This is a genomic window from Streptomyces sp. NPDC043908, from assembly GCF_056435525.1.
Genome location: NZ_JBWKEI010000014.1, coordinates 211,320 through 228,599, shown reverse-complemented (window position 1 = coordinate 228,599; position 17,280 = coordinate 211,320). Strand labels below are relative to the sequence as shown.

The following is a 17,280-nucleotide window of genomic DNA, read 5'->3' as shown; positions in this document are numbered from 1 at the left end:
CCCCCCCCCCCCCCCCCCCCCCCCCCCCCCCCCCCCCCCCCCCCCCCCCCCCCCCCCCCCCCCCCCCCCCCCCCCCCCCCCCCCCCCCCCCCCCGCCCGCCTCATCCATGACCTTTGACGCGGCCCCAATGGCTGGTCTGTGCTGCACCTACGGCCACAGAGCGCCAAGGGTCGGCGAGGCCGCTCTGCGGCGGCGCGTGGTGCGTGGTGCGTGGTGCGTGGCTCAGCTTGTGTGGGGGCGGTGAGTTACCGCTTCGGCGAGGCGGTGGAGGAGGGGGCGGGTGTGTGACAGGTGCCGTCCCGGACCATCTTCAGGTGTTCGGCGACGACCGGCCGTGCCGCCTGGGCCGCCGCACGGATCTGCGTGTCCTTGCCCGTCTTGATTTCCTTGTCGATGAGCGCGAGGGCCTGCTGATGGCTGGTGTTCTGGTCCTTGAGCCATGCGGTGTCGTAGCCGGGCGTGCCGTTCTTCGACTTCAATGCGCTCAGTTGCTTCTGCTGGGCCGCTGTGGGGGCCGTGGGCAGCGACAGTCCCTTGGTCTTGGCGAGGGCCGCTCCCTTGCTATCGAGCGTGGTGTGGTCCCGCACGAGGACCGCGGCGACCTGTTTCACACAGGTGCTGGTCGCGTGTGTACGGGCATCCTTGCCCGCCGCTATCTCGGCGAGGTTGGCCTGGTGGATCGCTTGCAGGAAGGCCGTGTCGGGGGATGCCGCGTCGGTGGATGCCGCCGGGGACGGGCTGACCGCGCCGAACGCGGTCGTCGTACCGACCAGGACCAGCGTCGCGGACGCGGTAATCGCTGAGTACATGTGGGCGAGGCGCATGGAACCTCCACGTATACGTGGACCGAGGGAGGGCCCGACGGGTGCTGAACGCTCGGAGTCTGTCCGGGCCTGGGCACCTCCCCGATCAGGCTAAACCGACCGTCACTCAAGCGCGCGTCAATGTCACTGTGAGTGAGGGGTTGGGGGTGGGTGGTCCTTCTGTACAGCCTGAGCAGGGGTCGCTCCGCGTCAGTCACCTGGCCCCCCAAGAGGCTGCTTCAAGTAGCCGGTGCCGGGCACAAGCAGTTCTATGACGTTCCTGCTGCTTACCCTGTTGCCCCTGGGTCTCGCCCTGGTGCTCCTCGGCACCAGCACATCGCGTCACCGTGGCCGTCATCGACATCGTTACTGGTAGGACGCGATGCAGCGCCTGTGCGAAGCGCTGCTTTCTGGGACCCCGCCGGGCAGTGGGCCGGACCAGTCCTCCGCGCGCTTGGGCGTGTCAGCCGCCGCTCTCGCCAGCGCTCCTCCCCGCTGTCGGACCCACCTGAGAAGATCGTGCCATGCTGCAAGCCTGTCTGAACGGCGCCAGGACTCGTGCCGAGTGCGCTCACCTCCCCGTGACTCCGCAGGACTTGGCGGCGGCAGCCCGCGAGGCGGTCGCCGCCGGGGCTCAGGACCTCCACGTCCATCCCAAGAACCGGGACGCCGAGGACACGTTGGAGCCGGCCGTCGTGGCGGCGGTTCTCACCGCCATACGGTCCGCGGTCCCCGGCATCCCCGTCGGCGTCACCACCGGCGCCTGGGCCGCGCCGTACGCCGAGACGCGCGCTGCTCACGTCCGGGCCTGGACGGTGTTGCCCGATCACGCCTCGGTGAACTGGCATGAGGACGGTGCCGCCGAAGTCGCCGCCGCCCTGCTGGAGCGGGGTGTCGGCATCGAAGCCGGCATCTACTCCGGGACTGCCGCACTACAGAGGTTCCGCACCTGGCCACAGGCCCACCAAGTCCTGCGCGTCCTCGCTGAGATCACTGACACCAGCCCGCAGACCGCGGTTCGCGCCGCAGTCGGTCTCCTGGACGAACTCCGCCCGGTCACGACTTCGCCCATCCTTCTGCACGGTGAGGACGAGGCCGCCTGGCCCGTCCTCCGCCTGGCCGTCTCCCGGCGGCTGGACATACGGATCGGCCTGGAAGACGTGCTCCAACTGCCGGACGGCACGCCGACCCAGACCAACGCCGACCTCGTCCAGGCCGCACAGCAGATCATCCATCAGGCAACCGAAGCGCCCTGATTCCCCACACGAGCCCGTCCTCGTGCCGACGCAGTCCCTCTGAAGTTGGCGTGCCCTCACACGGAAGGCAGGTGGACCACCGCCGAGTACGTCGGCGGTGGTCCACCCTCGCAGAAGGGTCAACGTGCCGGGGAACGCTCGGCCCCGTCCTCCTCTCCGGAGAGGTCCGCGCCACTCGGCCGGCCCGGGCATGTCCGGGCCGGGCACTCGCGGCAGGCCGCCCGGTGGCTCGCGCTGCGGCGCGGGCGGCGCCGGGCCCAGTGGCGCATCATGGGGCGTTCCACACCGATGTACAGCAGCCAGGCGAGCAGCAGGGCCACACCGAACAACGGTGTCAGAACGACTACTTGGTCGACCAGAGCCATACCGCTGAAGTGCGGGATGCCGAGCAGTTTGGTGCCGTAGTCGATGACCGGCTTGTGCACGAGATACAGGGCGAAGGAGATCTCACCGAGCCGCACGAAGTAGGGGTGGCGCAGTGGTGAAGGGCGTCCCTCGACGTCCGCGACCGCGCCCGCGCAGATCAGCATGCCGATCGGGATGACCGTGGCGGCGGCGAAGGAGTACAGGCCGGATCCCATGGACAGCCAGTAGCCGAGCACGAACAGGACCGTGGCGGGCGTCATGCCGAGCTGGAACCACTTTCCCGCGGCGACGATGCGGGCCAGGACCATGCCCAGGGCGAACTCGAAGGCCCGTGCGAGCGGGAAGAAGCCCACGAACCAGGCGTCGTTGTCGAGATAGGGAAGCAGCGGGGACATCGGCTTGCCGTTGGGGACGAAGTGCTGGGCGATCACCGGCAAGGTGAAGATCACCGCGATCAGGGCCGCGGCCGCCCACCACAGGTATCTCGGGGGTACGCGGCGGAGCTGTGTCAGCAGCAGGGGGAAGGCGAGGTAGAAGAACACCTCGCAGGAGAGGGTCCAGCTCACGGGGCTGATGGCCGTCGTGAGGTTGAACCCGGGGATCCACGACTGGGTGAGCGTCGCCGTGGGGAGGATCTGGGCGCTGACGATCGCCTTGCCCGTCAGCAGCATGAGACCCGCGTGGGCCGCCGCGACGAGGAGGTGGTTGGGGAAGATCTTCGCCGCTCGCGCGCGCCAGATGGCCCGCGCGGGACTGTCGGGCCTGGCCGACCAGGTGAGCACGAAGCCGCTGAGGACGAAGAAGAACGAGACGCCGACCTGGCCGAGGTTGCGCCAGAAATCCGGGTTTCCCCGGATGTAGAGGGAGAAGTGGCACAGCACGACAGCCGCGGCGGCCACGAACCGCATCCCGGTGAGCGTGGGGAGTCTGTGCGCCGGGCCTTCATGCGCCGCGGTGGCTGTGCTGTGCGGAGAGAGTTCCTGGGGTGTGGGCATGACGGGCTTCCTCTGTCTCGAAGGTTGGTTGCTGGTTGGTTGGCTGTTTGCCAGTTGCTCGCTTGCTTGCTTGGTTGGTTGGTTGGTTGGTGTGTTGGCTTCGGGGGCCCGGTGGTGCCCCCACCGGTCCTGTGTCATGCGTCATGCGTGCGTACGCGGTACGGGCCCGGGAGTCATAGGGGAATCGGCGGAATCCACGTCCGTCTGCTGGGGCGGGGCGCGGTGGCCCACCGCCTGTTCTGCGCGGTGATGGCTTCCTGGACCGTGGCGGCGAGTCCGGCAGGTGTGGGGGCGGGGCCGTCGTCGCCGAGGTGCCGCCGCAGGGTCCGGCGTAGCTCCGCCGCCGCGTCGTGCGTCTCGCCCACCGGGCGGGTCGGCAGGCGCAGTTCGGTGCCGACGGCCGCGGCCAGCCCGGGGGTGTCGTCACACACCACGTACTGCACGGACGCGAGGCCCAGGCCGTGGGAGCGCAGCCCGCTCAGCAGGCGGGACCAGGTGGCGGAGGGGTCGGCGCCCGCCACTTCGAACCCGAGGACCTCGCGGTGTCCGCGTGCGGCCACCCTGGTCGCGGTGAGGATCTGTACGGCCTGGTAGCCGGGGCCCTCTTGAACGACGGCGGGCAGCGTGTCCAGCCGCAGCACCGCCGTACGGCGTGGGTGGCGGGGGCGTCGGCTGCGTACGGGGGCGAGTGTCGCGGCGGCGACGGCGGCGAGGAAGAGGACGCCGGAGGTCAGGAGCGTCGTGGTGTGCAGGGCGGCCGCGTAGTCCACGGGGTGGCTCGGGTCGCCGGGGCTTCCGGGCCCTGCCGATCTCCCGGTGGCCGACGCCGCCTGACGGCTGATCAGTGCGCCGACGGCGGCGCCGCCGAGGATGCCGCCGACCTGGCGGCTGGTGTTGAGCACGCCGGACGCCGGGCCCGCGTGCCGGCTGTCGACCGCGTCCATGGCGATCTTGGTCAGGGGGGCCAGGGCGGCGCCGATGCCCAGGTCGGCCAGGAGCATCGCCGGGAGCAGCGCCCAGGGGTCCATCCCCGGGCGGGCCTGCGAACCCAGGAGGGCGAGCCCGTACGCGTAGGTCAGCAGGCCGCCGATGACCAGGGGTTTGCCGCCGATGCGGTCGGCGAGGCGGCCGGAGACGTGTGCGGCCGCGGCGGCGGCGAGAGGGGTGGGCGCGGTGAGGAAGGCGGAGTGCAGCGCCGTGAGGTGCAGTTGCTGTTGGAGGAGGAGGGCGATCGGGGTGGCGCTGCCGATGACCGCGAAGTGCACGGCGGCGCCGATGCCGTTGGCCACGGCGAAGTCGCGGCGGGTGAACAGCGTGCGGGGCAGTAGCGGGGAGCGGGGGTTGCAGCGTTGCTGGACGAGGAACAGGACCAGGAACACGACTCCCGCGCACAGGGCCTGGGCGCGCAACGGGCGTCCGCTGCCCAGGAGTGCGTAGGTGAGGGTGGTGAGGCCGATCGTCACCAGTGCCAGACCGAGCGGGTCCGTGCCGCGGCGGCCCTCGGGGGCCGGTGCGGGGAGCAGGGCGGCGGACAGCAGGAGCACCGCGGCGCCGACGGGTACGTTGATCATGAAGATCCACTGCCAGCCGACGCGGGTCACCAGGAGCCCGCCGAGGAGGGGGCCCGCGACGATCGAGAGTCCCATGACGCTGGTGAGCGCGCCGAACGCGGCCCCACGTCGGCCGGCGGGGAACATCGCGGCGATGAAGGCGCCGATCTGCGGTGTCACCAGGGCGGCCCCGAGTCCTTGGAGGGCACGCCAGGCCAGGAGTTGGCCGACGCTCGCGGCGCAGCCGCACAGGGCGGAGGCGACGGTGAACAGGGCGAGTCCGGTGAGGAGGGTCCGCCGGGGGCCGTAGCGTGTGCCGAGGCGTCCGGCCGGGATCATGAAGACCGCGTAACTGATCAGATAGGCGTTGACGACCCAGAGGACCTGGTCCAGGTCGGCGTCCATCGCGCGCATCATCGCCGGGATGGCCACGTGCACGATCGTCGTGTCCAGCACGATCAGGAAGAAGCCGGTGCACAGGACGCTCAGCGCGACCCAGGGCGTCCGGCCGTGGTCCTGGTCCATCACGACTCCTCGGGGAGAGCGTCACAGGGCGGTGAAGCCGCCGTCGACGACGAGTTCGGTACCGGTGATGTAGGAGGCGGTGTCACCGGTCAGGAACCGCACCGCGGCCGCCACCTCGTCCGGGTGCGCCAGACGGCGCAGGGGGGTGTGGTCGGTGACGTCGTCGAGGAACGCGCGGGGGACGGACGCCGTCATGGCGGTGGCGACCATGCCGGGGGAGACGGTGTTGACCCGGATGCCGGAGGGCGCCAGCTCGGCCGCGGCGGCCCGCGTCATGGCCCGCACGGCGCCCTTGGCGGCGTGATACGCGAAGGCGGCGCCCGAGCCGACCATGCCGTAGATGGAGCTCACGTTGACGATGGAGCCGCCGCCGGCCGACCGCAGACAGGGGGCGGCGGCCCGCATCCCCAGCCAGGTGCCGCGCTGGCAGGTGTCCACCACGCGGTCCCATTCCTCGGGGGTGCAGCTCTCCAAGCCGTGGATGCCGAGCGTTCCGGCGTTGTTGACGAGGACGTCGAGGTGGCCGAAGCGGCGGCGGGCGAACCGGGTCACCCGCTGCCAGGAGTCGGCGTCGGTGACGTCGAGGGGGTGGCCGACCGCGTTGCCGGGGGAGGGACCGCTGTTGAGCGCGTTCGCCGCCGCCCGGCAGGCATCCCCGTCGAGGTCCGTGACCACGACGCCCATACCCTCGTCGAGCAGGGCGCGCGTCACGGCCGCTCCGATGCCCCCGAGGGCGCCGGTGACCAGCGCCACCCGCTCGTACGGGCGGGGCGCGCGCATCACCGTTCCCCGCCGCTCGGGAACCAGGCGAGGGCCGCCGCGTAGCCGCGGGCGTGGGTCAGCGAGACGCGGGGCGTCGCCAGTCCCCGCTCGCCCATCCAGTCGGCGAGTCTGCCGCGGATCCGCAGGACCGGAGCCTCGTCCGCGCGGCGCGCGATCTCCATGTCCTGCCAGGGCGGCGTCCCCGGCCAGCCCACGAGCTGAGCGACCGCTTCCTTGGCCGCCTTGCGGGCGGACAGGTGCTCCTCGGCGCGGGCCAGGGAGTGCGCGTAGACGCGTTCGGTGCCGGTGAGCCAGTCGGTCCAGCGGGGATCGTCCCGCTCCGGGCAGTGCCGCGGGGAGCTGATGCGGACGACGGGGCCTGTGGTGGTGGGGCGGTTCATGCCGTCGCCTCCTCGGACGGGGCCGGCTGGTGCCAGGGGGCCAGGACCAGGGAGACATAGGTGCCTCCCCAGTTGGCGGCGGTGACGACACAGGCCCTGCCCGCGGCGTCGGGGGTGGAGTCGAGATAGGGGCGCAGGCCGTCGAGGGGCTCGACGGGGCCGGGGACGCGGGGGCTCCAGCCGGTGCGCACGGTCTCCGTGGCGCAGACGGCCGACATCAGCGCCGAGGTGCTGGGCACATGGCCCGTGTACGGGCTGAGGTTGCTGAGCCGGACCGTGCCGGGCTGCCACACCTGGGCGATCGCGGCGGCTTCGGCGCGGTCGATCGCGGCGGTGCCGCGGGCGTCGCCGAAGACGGTGCCGACGTCCGAGGCGGGTATGCCGCTGTCGGCCAGGGCCCGCCGGAAGCTCTCCGCCCAGGCCTCGCCCGAGGGGTCGTTGCCCGCGACGCGATGGCCGTCGCTGGTGATGGCGTGACCCTTCACCTCGGCGAGGACGGTGGCTCCCCGTGCCAGTGCGTGTTCCAGGGACTCGACGACCAGGGCCGTGCTGCCGGCTCCGAGCACGGCGCCGGTGGGGGTGGCGCTGTAGGGGCGGGGGCTGTCCTGCGCGAGGAGGCCGACCCGGTCGAAGCCGAAGTGCAGCAGCGGGGTCAGCTCGTCGGCGCTGACGGCGAGCATCACGTCGGCTTCGCCCCGGCGGATGAGGTCGGCCGCGTATCCCAGGCCGCTGAGCCCGGAGGCGCAGCCGGTGGCGAGGGTGGAGAGCGGGCCGCGGATCTGGAGGGCGAGGCAGGCGTGTCCGGCGGCGGCGTTCATCACCGAGTTGGGGAAGAGGCGGGGGTTGACGCGGTGCGGTCCCTGGGTGCCGATGGTCTCGCTGAGCTGCTCCACGGTCTCCACCGGCCCGCTGAAGGTGCCGAACACCATGCCGATGCGGTTCGCCTCCGCCTTGGTGACCCGCAGTCCGGCGTCGTCGAGTGCCAGTCGGCTGGCGGCGAGGGTGAGCAGGCCGATCTGGTCCAGTCGGCGGGCGTAGGCCCGGTCCACGTGGCGGCGGCACTCGGCGGTGTCGACCTCGGCGGCGAGACGGGTGCGGGAGCGGCTCAGATCGCTGAGCCGGGCCGGTCCCACCGCGGTGCGGCCGTCCCGCAGGGCGTCGAGCAGGACCTGGCGGCCGCTGCCGAGCGCGGTGACGGGACCCGCGCCGGTGATGACGACGCGGTGGGCGGCGGGAGTACGCGGTGTGGCGGGCCGGCTGCCCAGGACCAGGGAGCAGTTGTTGCCGCCGAACGCGAAGGAGTTGGAGACCACCACGTTCAGTTCCCGCGGCCGCGACCGGTTGGGCACGATGTCGCGCGGCAGGTCGCGGCTCTCGTCGACGTTGACGGTGGGCGGCAGCACACCGTCGCGCAACGCCATCACACAGGTGGCCGCCTCCATGGCCCCGGCGGCGCCGAGCATATGGCCCACCTGCGACTTGGTGCTGCTCATGGGGGCAGCGGTACGGCCCTGGAAGAGGGCGTCCACGGCCTTGGTCTCGGCGCTGTCGTTGGTGGGTGTACCGGTGCCGTGCCCGTTGACGTAGTCGATGTGCTCGGGGCCGAGCGAGGCCTGGGCCAGGCCCGCGCGCATGGCGCGGTTGGCGCCGTCGCCCGCCGGGTCGGGCGCGGTGGCGTGGTAGGCGTCGCTGGTCAGTGCGTAGCCCAGGACGTAGCTGAGGATGTCCGCGCCCCGACGGCGGGCGTGCGACTGCGATTCCAGGACCAGGAAGGCCGCGCCCTCGCCGAGGTTGAGGCCGGTGCTGCGGGAGTAGGGCGCGCACGGCTCGGAGTCGAGGGCGTTGAGGCTGTCGAAGCCGGCGAGGGAGAGGATGTCGAGCACGTCCACCCCGCCCGCGATCATCACGTCGGCCCGGCCTTCGCGGATCGCGTCGGCGGCGAACCCGATGGAGTTGGAACCGGCGGCGCAGGCGTTGGAGATCACCACCTTGGGGCCCTTGAACCGGAACGCGATGCTGAGCGCGTCCGCCGAGGTGTACAGGGGGTAGTTGAAGAGCAGGTCGGCGTGGGTCGCCCCGGGGCCGCCGCGCAGCAGCTCCCAGTGGAACTGCTCGCCGCGGTCGAGGCCGCCCACGGAGGTTCCCACCGCGATGCCCATGCGGTACGGGTCCTGGCTGTCCTCGGGCAGTCCCGCGCCGGCGACCGCCTCCTGGGCGGCGGTCAGGGCCAGCGAGGTGGCCCGGTCGACGCGGCCGCGCAGCCGCGGGTGGGTGGACGGGACGGCGGGGGCTTCGCCGGCGTACTGGCAGCTGAGCGTCGAGACGTCGAGGCGCTGGGTCCTGGCGATGCCGCTCTCGCCCGCGCGGATGCCGCGCCAGACGTGCTGTGCGCCGTTGCCGAGCGCACAGCTCAGGCCTATTCCGGTGATGGCCACGCCTTCGAGGCGGTGGTCGCTGTGGCTCATGACTTCTCCTTGCGTGCCGCAAGTGGGGTGGGGAGGGCTCGGCGTGCTGGTGGCGGGGCGCCGGGGGGAGGGCGGGGCGGGCGGGTGCCCGCCCCGCGTACCGCGTCAGTCGAGCGAGACGTCGAGGCTGGTGGCGGTGAGGAAGGGAGCGGAGATGGTGCGCAGGGCGACGCCCGCGTCGGCGAGGGCGAACTCCTGGCCCGAGGCGGCCACCGCCGCATCCACCTGGGCGGTGCCGATCACCCGGTTGAGGCGGGGCGACCAGACCGCGTGGGTGACGACACCGACCGTGGCGTCGCTCACGGTGAGGGCGGCGCCGTGCGCCGGACGGTCCGTCATCTCCTCGGCCCCGACCCAGCACACCGGCCGGCGCGCCGGGTCCGCGGCGCCCTCGGGCTCCTTGCCGGGCTCGATCATCCACTGCAGGCCGAGGTCGTACGCGGTGGCGGAGCCGTCGGCGGCCTCGTGCTCCACGCTGGCGAAACGGACCTCCATACGGCACACGTCGACGGCGTCCTTGCCGCATTCCACGGCGCCGAGCGCGGTGAACTCGCTCCGCAGCGCTTCCCCGGTACCGGCCGGGGCGAAGAACTTGTAGCCGTACTCGCCGGTCACCCCGGTGCGGGAGATGGTCAGTGAGCGGCCGTCGTGGTCGGCGGTGACGAAGCTGCGGTAGCCCATGGAGGCGATGGGGAAGGGGAGGTACTTCTGCGCGATGCGGAAGGACGACGGACCTTCGAGGGCCAGGACGTCGTACTCCTCGCGCACGTCCTGGACGGTGGTGTCGTCGGCGAGGGCGCCGCGGGTCAGGAGGTGCTCGGTGGCCTCGACCGCCTGCGCCGGCCAGATCTCCACCAGGTAGTGGCCGGCGTGGCAGTGGATGAGCACCTCGGACAGCAGGGTGCCGTCCGCGCGCAGCAGCAGGGCGGTCATGCTCTGGCCTTCGAGCAGGAACTCGACACCGCGGGTGGCCACATGGCCGAGGAAGCCGGTGGCGCCGGGGCCGGAGACCCGTACCAAACCGATGTCGCTGTAGTCGAGCAGTCCGCACGACTCCCGCAGTACGGCGTACTCGTCGTGGGTGGTGGTGTATGCGGTCTTCATGGAAGCTCCTGGGAGGTGAGGTCGGGGGAGAGGGATTCAGGCGTCGCGTTCGGTGACGGCGAGGCGGACGGTGAGCACCGTGTCGCTGCCGACGGACGCCTGGCCGGTGACCGAGATGAGCCCGCCGACGCGGGGGCCGCTCTGGAGGCGGAAGACGACCTGGTCGCCGGGGACGACCGGCTTGAGGAACTTCGCCTGGCGGATCTCGGCGAGGTAGCCGACGCGGTCGGCGACGTCGCCGACGATCTCGCCGGTGGCGCGCAGGGCTCCGGCGGTGCCGTAGACGACGGCGGCGAGCTGCGCCACGCACTCCACGAGGAGGACGCCGGGGTAGATCATGCGCCCGGGGAAGTGCCCGGCCAGGACGGCGTCGGAGGAGGTGATGTTCTTGATGGCCTGGGCGCTCGTTCCCGGTTCCAGGGCCGTGACGCGGTCGAGCAGGAAGAACGGGTGGCGGTGGGGGAGGAGCCGGGCGATGTCGTCGGCGCTCAGGACGGCGTCGGGCGCCGCGGTGGGGTGGCCGCTCATGACCGCTCTGCCTGGATGTGGTCGAGCAGGCGGTTGAGGGAGAGCAGGCTGTGGGTGTCGTCGTCGGTGATGGTGACGCCGAAGGTGTCCTCGACGGCCATCGCGAGTTCGAGGGTGTCGATGGAGTCGAGCTCCAGCCCGCGGCCGAACAGCGGCTGGTCGTCGCCGATGGCGGCCGGGTCGACGTCGAGCGCCAGCCGGTCCACCAGAAGTGTCTTGACCTCCAGGGCCAGTTCGTGCCGGCGTGCGGCGTGGATGGTGGCTTCTTCCAGGGACATGACCATGAGGTGTCTCCGATGGTGGTGTGAGGGGTGCGGGTGATGTGTGGGGGTGGTTGTGTGTGGATCGTCGGCGGGCGGCCGCCGTGCTCAGCTGATGAGTCCGCCGTCGACGACGAGTGAGGTGCCGGTGATGTACGAGGCGGTGTCGCCGAGCAGGAACCGCACGGCGGAGCCCACCTCCTCGGGTCGGCCGATGCGGCCCAGCGGGATCCCGTCGAGGCTCTGGGTGAGCCGGTCGGGCGGCATCTGCCGGGTCATCGCGGTGTCCACGAACCCGGGGACCACGGCGTTGACCCGTACGCCGTAGGAGCCCAGCTCCTTGGCCATCGACTTGACCATGGCGAGGACTCCCGCCTTCGAGGCCGCGTAATTCGCCTGACCGGCGGGCGGGTTGAAGGCGCTGGTGGAGCAGACGGTGACGATGGATCCGCTGCGGCGGCTCGCCATCATCCGCCCGGCCGCCCGGCAGCACAGGAACGCGCCGGTGAGGTTGGTGTCGATGACCTGCCGCCACTTGGACTCGCCCATCATCACCGCGTAGCCGTCCTGGGTGATCCCGGCGTTGTTGACCAGGGCGTCCAGACGGCCGTGCCGGCGGCGGATGTCGCGGTACATGCGGTCCACGTCGTCCGGCCGGGAGACGTCGGCCCGGACGAGTTCCGCGTCGGGCCGCACCTCCTGGACGGTGCGCAGGGCGGTCTGGGCCTGTTCGGGGTTGCCGCGGTGGTTGAGGAGGACGGTGGCGCCGGCCCGGGCCAGGTCGGTCGCGACGGCGAGGCCGATTCCCTTGGTGGCCCCGGTGACGAGCGCGATGCGTCCTTCGAGTTCGGTCACGAGTGGTCCTTCGGTGTCGCGGTGGTCAGGAGGGTGTCGGCGCCGCGTTGCGGCGTGCCGCCGGGTGGGGTGCACAGGGCGTCCTGGACGCTCAGGTGGGCGGCCTCGCGGGCGATCTCGCGTCCCAGCCCGGCGAGCACCCGGCCGGGTCCGGCCTCCACGAAGAGGTCGACTCCCCGGCACCGCAGGGTGGTGACGGTGCGGCGCCACTGCACGGGGCGCAGCATCTGCCAGGGCAGTTCGTCGTGGTACTCCTCGATGTCCTCGACCACGCGGCCGGTGGTGCTGGAGACCAGGGGGGTACGGGGCGGGTGGAGCCGGGCCCGGGCCAGCTCCGCGGCGAAGGGCGGCAGGGCCGGTGCCATCAGGGGGGAGTGGTAGGCCCCGCCCACCGGGAGCTGGCGGGCCCGCAGCGCGCCCAGGGCCTGCGCCCGTTCGACGACACGCCGTACCGCCGGTGTGCTGCCGGAGACGACGGCCTGGCGGGGGGAGTTGACGTTGGCGACCGTCACCAGGTCCGTGGCGTCGCACTCCTCGCGGCACATCCCGCGGACCAGGTCCAGGGGAAGTCCCACGAGCGCGGCCATGGACCCCGGGGACAGGCGGGCCGCGTCGCGCATGGCCCGGCCCCGGCAGGAGACGAGCCGCAGCGCGGTGTCCAGGTCCAGGCACCCGGCGGCGTACAGGGCGGTGAACTCACCGAGGCTGTGCCCGGCGACGTAGGAGGGCTGCCAGCCCTGGGCGCGCAGCCGGGCCAGTGCGGCGGCCGACCAGACGAAGACCAGGACCTGGGCGATCTCGGGGTCGGTGAGGGTGCGGGCATCGGCCGTGGACATCAGCTCCGCGACCGGCAGGCCCGTCACCTCCTCGGCGCGGGCGACGATCCGCCCGTCCCGGTCCCCGAACCGGTCGACCTCCCGGCCCATGCCGGGGAACTGGCTGCCCTGCCCGGGGAAGACGAAGGCCGTGGGGGCGCCGCTCATGGGGTGGCGCCTTCGGGCTGGGCCAGGGTGGCGCTTTCGGGCTCGGCCAGACTGGCGCCTTCCAGCTCGTCCGCTGTGGTGCCCGCGGGCTCTTGCGAGGTGGTGCCCGCGGGCTTCTGCGGTGTGGTGCCCGCAGGCTCCTGCGGTGTGCGGGCGGCGGCCCACGCGGCGGCCATGTCGTCGCCGAGGTCGTGTGCGCCGCCCACCATCTCCACCCCGCGGTCGGCGGCCCAATGGCCCAGTTCGCCGTGGAGGCGCACCGGCCAGGTGGTCTCGCCGGGGGCGACCTCGACCTCGATGTCCTTGAAGGCCGCGTCCATCGGCAGTCCTCCGACGGCCTTGACGACGCCTTCCTTGACGCCGAACGCCTTGCCGAGGAGCCGTTGGTGCGGTGTGTCCGCGTCGGCGTGGTCCTCGGCGGTCCGGCGTTCGGCCAGGGTGAAGACGCGTTGCAGAAGCTCCCCCTTGGTCCGGGCGACCGCCAGGTCCCATCGGCACAGGTCGACCAGGTCGATGCCCGCCGCATGGACGTCCTGGGGCATCGTGGCGCGAAGAATTTCTGACATTTCCATCGACGACTCCTGTCGCTGCGCGATGGTCGGGGGAATGGAAGAACGGGAGGGGCGGGGAGGGGAAAAGTAGGAATTCGCAATCGAATTCAGGTTCCGGTGCTTGCCGGTGGCCCGTCCTGAGATTGAAGTTAGATTCCGTCCCGCATGCGTGTCAACCGATCTGTCGCGGTTGTCCCGCCTTCTTTCCGGACGCGAAAGGGCTCTTTTCCGGACCGGTAAGGAATGACAGAACTCTGTAAGATTTGGCAGCTCAACGTCATGGTGGAGGGCGCTGAGTAATGCTTTTCGAGTCCTGTTGACGAGCCTGTCGGGTTATGCCTAGCCTGCTGATGTCGATGCGGATCATTTCCGCATCTCGGCGCTCGTCGAGGAATTCGGTATTCCTCCGGGCCTGCCTTTTCTGAACCCCTGTGAAAGAAGAGAGGCGTCATGCCGCGCTGGGTTGAAACGGTTTCCGCCATCGAGGGCTGGAACCACATCGATACAACCGCCCGCGTCCGCTGGGGCGAATGCGATGTGCAGGGCCACGCCTACTACGCCAGCTACGTCCCCTGGTTCGACCTGGGACGTGAGGCGTTCGCCCTGGCCGTGGGCGTCGACTTCTGGAACTACACCATCACCACGACGAACTTCCGGGCGCGCTTCCACGAGCCCGCCAAGTACCTGGACGACCTGACCATCCGGACCTGGGCCGTGACCCCGAGGCGCCACCTCGAGTGCCACTACGAGATCTACCGCACGAACGGCGGACGCCTCCTGGCCGAAGCCCACTCGGTGCACTCGCTCGTCGACCCCGCCACCGGCCGGCTGATGCGCGCCACCGACGAACTCCACGACAAGTTCGAGGAGTTCATGGAGCGCCGCCGCGCCGAGGCGGCCGCGGCCCGCGCCTGACCGCCACGACCGGCGGGCAGCCCTGTCGCCCGCCCCATCCCCTCACCGCCGAACGCCCCAGGAGGCAAGGCAATGACTTCCCCCGCCCTTGAGCAGCTGCGTGCCGCACTGCGAGGACAGCTGATCACTCCGGCGGACCCGGAGTACGACACCGTGCGCCGTGTCTTCAACGCGATGATCGACCGCCGCCCGGCGTTGATCGTGCGCTGCCTCGGCACCGCCGACGTCCTCGCGGCCCTGGCGTACGCCCGCGAGGCGGGCCTTCCCGTGGCGGTGCGCGGCGGCGGGCACAGCATCGCCGGCCACGGCACCTGCGACGGCGGGCTCCTCGTCGACCTGTCGCTCATGCGCGCGGTACACGTCGACCCCGCGCGCCGCACCGTGCGCGCCCAGGGCGGAGCGACGCTCGGCGACGTGGACCGCGAGTCCCAGGTCCACGGCCTCGCCGTACCCAGCGGCCAGGTCTCCGAGACCGGCATCGCGGGCCTCACCCTCAGCGGCGGTATGGGCATGCTCCAGAGGAAGTACGGCCTGACCTGCGACAACCTGCTCTCCGTGGATATGGTCACGGTGAACGGGGAGCTCGTGACCGCCAGCGCCGACCAGAACACCGAGCTGTTCTGGGCCGTACGCGGCGGCGGAGGCAACTTCGGCGTCGTGACCTCCTTCGAGTACCGCGCCCATCCCGTGGGGCCGATGATGCTGGCGGGCATCGTCGCCTACCCGGTCGAAGAGGCCGCCGCGGTCCTGGAGTTCCTGCACGACGAGATCGCCGCCACCCCCGACGAACTCAGCACCGACGTCGTCTTCCTGCGGGTGCCGCGGCTGGAGTTCTTCCCCGAGGAGCACCAGGGCCGGCCCGTCGTCGCCTTCTTCCTGCGCTACGCCGGTGACGTGGAGGACGGCTGGGAAGTGGTGCGGCGCTTCCGCGAGTTCGGCGAACCGCTCATCGACGCCATCGCCCCCATGCCACTCGTCCACGTCCAGTCGATGCTGGACCCCGCCAACCCGCGCGACCACCAGCAGTACTGGACCAGCGAGTTCCTGCCGCGGTTCGGTCCCGCCGAGCGGGAGACGGTCGCGCGCATCGGTGCCGACCTCCCCTCGCCCGAGACCGTCCTCCAGGTCATCCCCTTCGACGCGGAGCCGACCCGGATCCCCGCCGACGCCACCGCCTTCGCCCACCGGGAGGAGAGCTGGCTGATCCACATCGTCGGCCAGTGGGCGGATCCGGCCGACAACGACCGGTGCCGGGGCTGGGTGCGCGAGGCGGGCGCCGACCTGCGCGCCTTCGGAACCGGCGCCGCCTACCTCAACCTGCTCAGCGAGGACGACGCCGACATGCGGGTCAGCGCGTTCTGGAACGACACCCGGCTGCGCCGCCTCGCCAAGGTCAAGGCCCAGTACGACCCGGACAACCTGCTCCGCTTCAACCACAACATCCCGCCCGCCCCGGCCGGGGAGGAGCGGTGAAGGGCCGCACGGCCGGCCGCCGTATCCGGGTCGCCGTCGTCGGCGCCGGGTTCGGGGGACTGGGCGTGGCCATGGCCCTCAAGCGGGCCGGACATGACGACTTCGTCGTCCTCGACAAGGCCGACGACATCGGCGGTGTCTGGCGGGACAACACCTATCCCGGTGCGGCCTGCGACATCCCCGCCTCCCTCTACTCGTACTCCTTCGGCCCCCGCTACCCCTGGTCGCGGCGGTACGCCCCGCAGGCCGAGATCCTCGACTACCTCCGCTCGTGCGTGGCCGCCCACGGCCTGGACCCCCATCTGCGGCTGGGGCAGGACGTCACCGACGCGGTCTTCGACGAGGACCGGCTGCTGTGGCGGCTGAGCACGGCGGCCGGAGAGACGATCGAGGCGGAGGTGTTCGTCGCCGCCTGCGGCCAGCTCAACCGACCGGTCGTACCCCGCATCCCCGGTGCGGAGCGCTTCCGCGGCCGCGCCTTCCACTCGGCGCGCTGGGACCACGGCCACTGCCTGCACGGCCGCAGGGTCGCCGTCATCGGCACCGGCGCCAGTGCCCTGCAGATCGTGCCCGCCATCGCCGACCAGGTGGAGCACCTCACCGTCTTCCAGCGCTCGGCGCCCTATGTCGTCCCCAAGTGGGACCGCGCCCTGCCCGCCTCGCACCGCCTGCCCCGCCCGGTGCGGGACGTACGGCACAAGGCCGCGCGGCTGGGCTGGTGGCTCTTCAACGAGTCCCTGGTCAGCGGGCTCACCCGGCGCTCGCCCACCGCGGGGCTGACCCGGCGCGGCAGCCGGGCCCAGCTGACCCAGCAGCTCACCGACCCGGCGCTGCGGGCCCGTCTCACCCCCACCACCGAGGTCGGATGCAAACGCGTCGGTATCTCCAGCACCTACTACCCGGCGTTGCAGCGGCCCGACGTCACCCTGGTGACCGAGCCCATCACGGAGATCACACCAACCGCGATCCGTACCTCCGACGGCGCCCGGCACGAGGTCGACACCATCGTGTACGCGACCGGGTTCGCCGCGACCGACTTCCTGGGACCGCTGCGGGTGAGCGGACGGCGCGGCGCGCTGCTGTCGCACCAGTGGAGCGAGGGCGCCCGCGCCCACCTCGGCATGACGGTGCCGGGATTCCCCAACCTGTTCCTCGTCTACGGCCCACACACCAACATCGGCGCGGGATCGGCCGTCTACATGATCGAGAGCCAGATCCGCTACATCAAGGCAGCCGTCCGCGAACTGGCCCGAGGCACCCGGTCGTTCCTCGAAGTGCGCCCCGAGGTGGCCGAGGCCTTCGACGCCGAGATGACCCGCCGCACCCGGCGCTCCGTCTGGGCGACCTGCACCAGCTGGTACCGGCACTCCTCCGGCCGGGTGACCAACAACTGGCCCGGCCAGACGGTGGAGTACCGCCGCAGGACCGCGCGCCTCAACCTGGCCGACTTCCGCCCGGCCCTGCCACGCCCGCGCAGGCCGTGACCT

16 protein-coding genes are annotated in these 17,280 nt (G+C 71.7%); 4 read left to right on the top strand and 12 right to left on the bottom strand.

Features of this window, described 5'->3' with window-relative positions; all coding sequences use genetic code 11:
• Positions 1–246: 246 nt before the first annotated feature.
• Complete coding sequence (locus AC069K_RS28345; RefSeq protein ID WP_478621096.1) at positions 247–825, bottom strand: DUF4142 domain-containing protein; 579 nt, start codon at positions 823–825, stop codon at positions 247–249.
• A gap of 503 nt (positions 826–1,328) precedes the next feature.
• Here AC069K_RS28345 and AC069K_RS28340 point away from each other — a divergent pair.
• Entirely contained in the window at positions 1,329–2,060 is a 732-nt protein-coding gene (locus AC069K_RS28340; RefSeq protein WP_478621094.1) for a 3-keto-5-aminohexanoate cleavage protein, read from the top strand.
• A 119-nt stretch (positions 2,061–2,179) separates the two neighbouring features.
• Here AC069K_RS28340 and AC069K_RS28335 read toward each other — a convergent pair whose 3' ends face one another.
• The 11 genes from AC069K_RS28335 to AC069K_RS28285 form a co-directional block, all read right to left on the bottom strand.
• Positions 2,180–3,421 carry an acyltransferase family protein gene (locus AC069K_RS28335; RefSeq protein WP_478621092.1) on the bottom strand — a complete coding sequence of 414 codons (1,242 nt, stop codon included), beginning with the start codon at positions 3,419–3,421 and terminating at the stop codon, positions 2,180–2,182.
• 173 nt (positions 3,422–3,594) lie between these two features.
• Positions 3,595–5,496, bottom strand: a complete 1,902-nt coding sequence (locus AC069K_RS28330; protein WP_478621090.1) for an MFS transporter — start codon at positions 5,494–5,496, stop codon at positions 3,595–3,597.
• Positions 5,497–5,517: 21 nt separating this feature from the next.
• A complete protein-coding gene (locus tag AC069K_RS28325; RefSeq protein WP_478621088.1) occupies positions 5,518–6,276 on the bottom strand; it encodes an SDR family NAD(P)-dependent oxidoreductase in 759 nt (252 codons plus the stop codon).
• Complete coding sequence (locus AC069K_RS28320) at positions 6,276–6,659, bottom strand: holo-ACP synthase (RefSeq protein ID WP_365111831.1); 384 nt, start codon at positions 6,657–6,659, stop codon at positions 6,276–6,278. Before AC069K_RS28320 ends, AC069K_RS28325 begins: the two co-directional genes overlap by 1 nt.
• The gene (locus AC069K_RS28315; protein ID WP_478621086.1) at positions 6,656–9,124 is read right to left on the bottom strand and encodes a beta-ketoacyl-[acyl-carrier-protein] synthase family protein; all 2,469 of its coding nucleotides are present in this window, start codon (positions 9,122–9,124) and stop codon (positions 6,656–6,658) included. The genes AC069K_RS28320 and AC069K_RS28315 overlap by 4 nt, the downstream gene beginning before the upstream one ends.
• A gap of 105 nt (positions 9,125–9,229) precedes the next feature.
• Positions 9,230–10,228: a glycine cleavage T C-terminal barrel domain-containing protein gene (locus tag AC069K_RS28310; RefSeq protein ID WP_478621084.1), complete on the bottom strand. Its 999-nt coding sequence runs from the start codon at positions 10,226–10,228 to the stop codon at positions 9,230–9,232.
• Between the two features lie 36 nt (positions 10,229–10,264).
• A complete protein-coding gene (fabZ, locus tag AC069K_RS28305; protein ID WP_365111839.1) occupies positions 10,265–10,756 on the bottom strand; it encodes a 3-hydroxyacyl-ACP dehydratase FabZ in 492 nt (163 codons plus the stop codon).
• A complete protein-coding gene (locus AC069K_RS28300; RefSeq protein ID WP_478621081.1) occupies positions 10,753–11,034 on the bottom strand; it encodes a phosphopantetheine-binding protein in 282 nt (93 codons plus the stop codon). Before AC069K_RS28300 ends, fabZ begins: the two co-directional genes overlap by 4 nt.
• A gap of 90 nt (positions 11,035–11,124) precedes the next feature.
• Positions 11,125–11,871 (bottom strand): SDR family NAD(P)-dependent oxidoreductase, encoded by a 747-nt coding sequence (locus AC069K_RS28295; protein WP_365111845.1) that lies wholly within the window; start codon positions 11,869–11,871, stop codon positions 11,125–11,127.
• The gene (locus AC069K_RS28290) at positions 11,868–12,854 is read right to left on the bottom strand and encodes an ACP S-malonyltransferase (protein ID WP_478621079.1); all 987 of its coding nucleotides are present in this window, start codon (positions 12,852–12,854) and stop codon (positions 11,868–11,870) included. Before AC069K_RS28290 ends, AC069K_RS28295 begins: the two co-directional genes overlap by 4 nt.
• Positions 12,851–13,420: a 4'-phosphopantetheinyl transferase superfamily protein gene (locus AC069K_RS28285; RefSeq protein ID WP_478621077.1), complete on the bottom strand. Its 570-nt coding sequence runs from the start codon at positions 13,418–13,420 to the stop codon at positions 12,851–12,853. Before AC069K_RS28285 ends, AC069K_RS28290 begins: the two co-directional genes overlap by 4 nt.
• 435 nt (positions 13,421–13,855) lie before the next feature.
• On the opposite strand from AC069K_RS28285, the gene AC069K_RS28280 reads away from it, so the two are divergent.
• The 3 genes from AC069K_RS28280 to AC069K_RS28270 all read left to right on the top strand — a co-directional run bounded on the left by AC069K_RS28280 (position 13,856) and on the right by AC069K_RS28270 (position 17,277).
• Positions 13,856–14,320: an acyl-CoA thioesterase gene (locus tag AC069K_RS28280; RefSeq protein ID WP_365111854.1), complete on the top strand. Its 465-nt coding sequence runs from the start codon at positions 13,856–13,858 to the stop codon at positions 14,318–14,320.
• Positions 14,321–14,392: 72 nt separating this feature from the next.
• Positions 14,393–15,793 carry an FAD-binding oxidoreductase gene (locus AC069K_RS28275; protein ID WP_478621074.1) on the top strand — a complete coding sequence of 467 codons (1,401 nt, stop codon included), beginning with the start codon at positions 14,393–14,395 and terminating at the stop codon, positions 15,791–15,793.
• The gene (locus AC069K_RS28270) at positions 15,790–17,277 is read left to right on the top strand and encodes a flavin-containing monooxygenase (RefSeq protein WP_478621072.1); all 1,488 of its coding nucleotides are present in this window, start codon (positions 15,790–15,792) and stop codon (positions 17,275–17,277) included. The genes AC069K_RS28275 and AC069K_RS28270 overlap by 4 nt, the downstream gene beginning before the upstream one ends.
• The last annotated feature ends 3 nt before the right edge of the window (positions 17,278–17,280 follow it).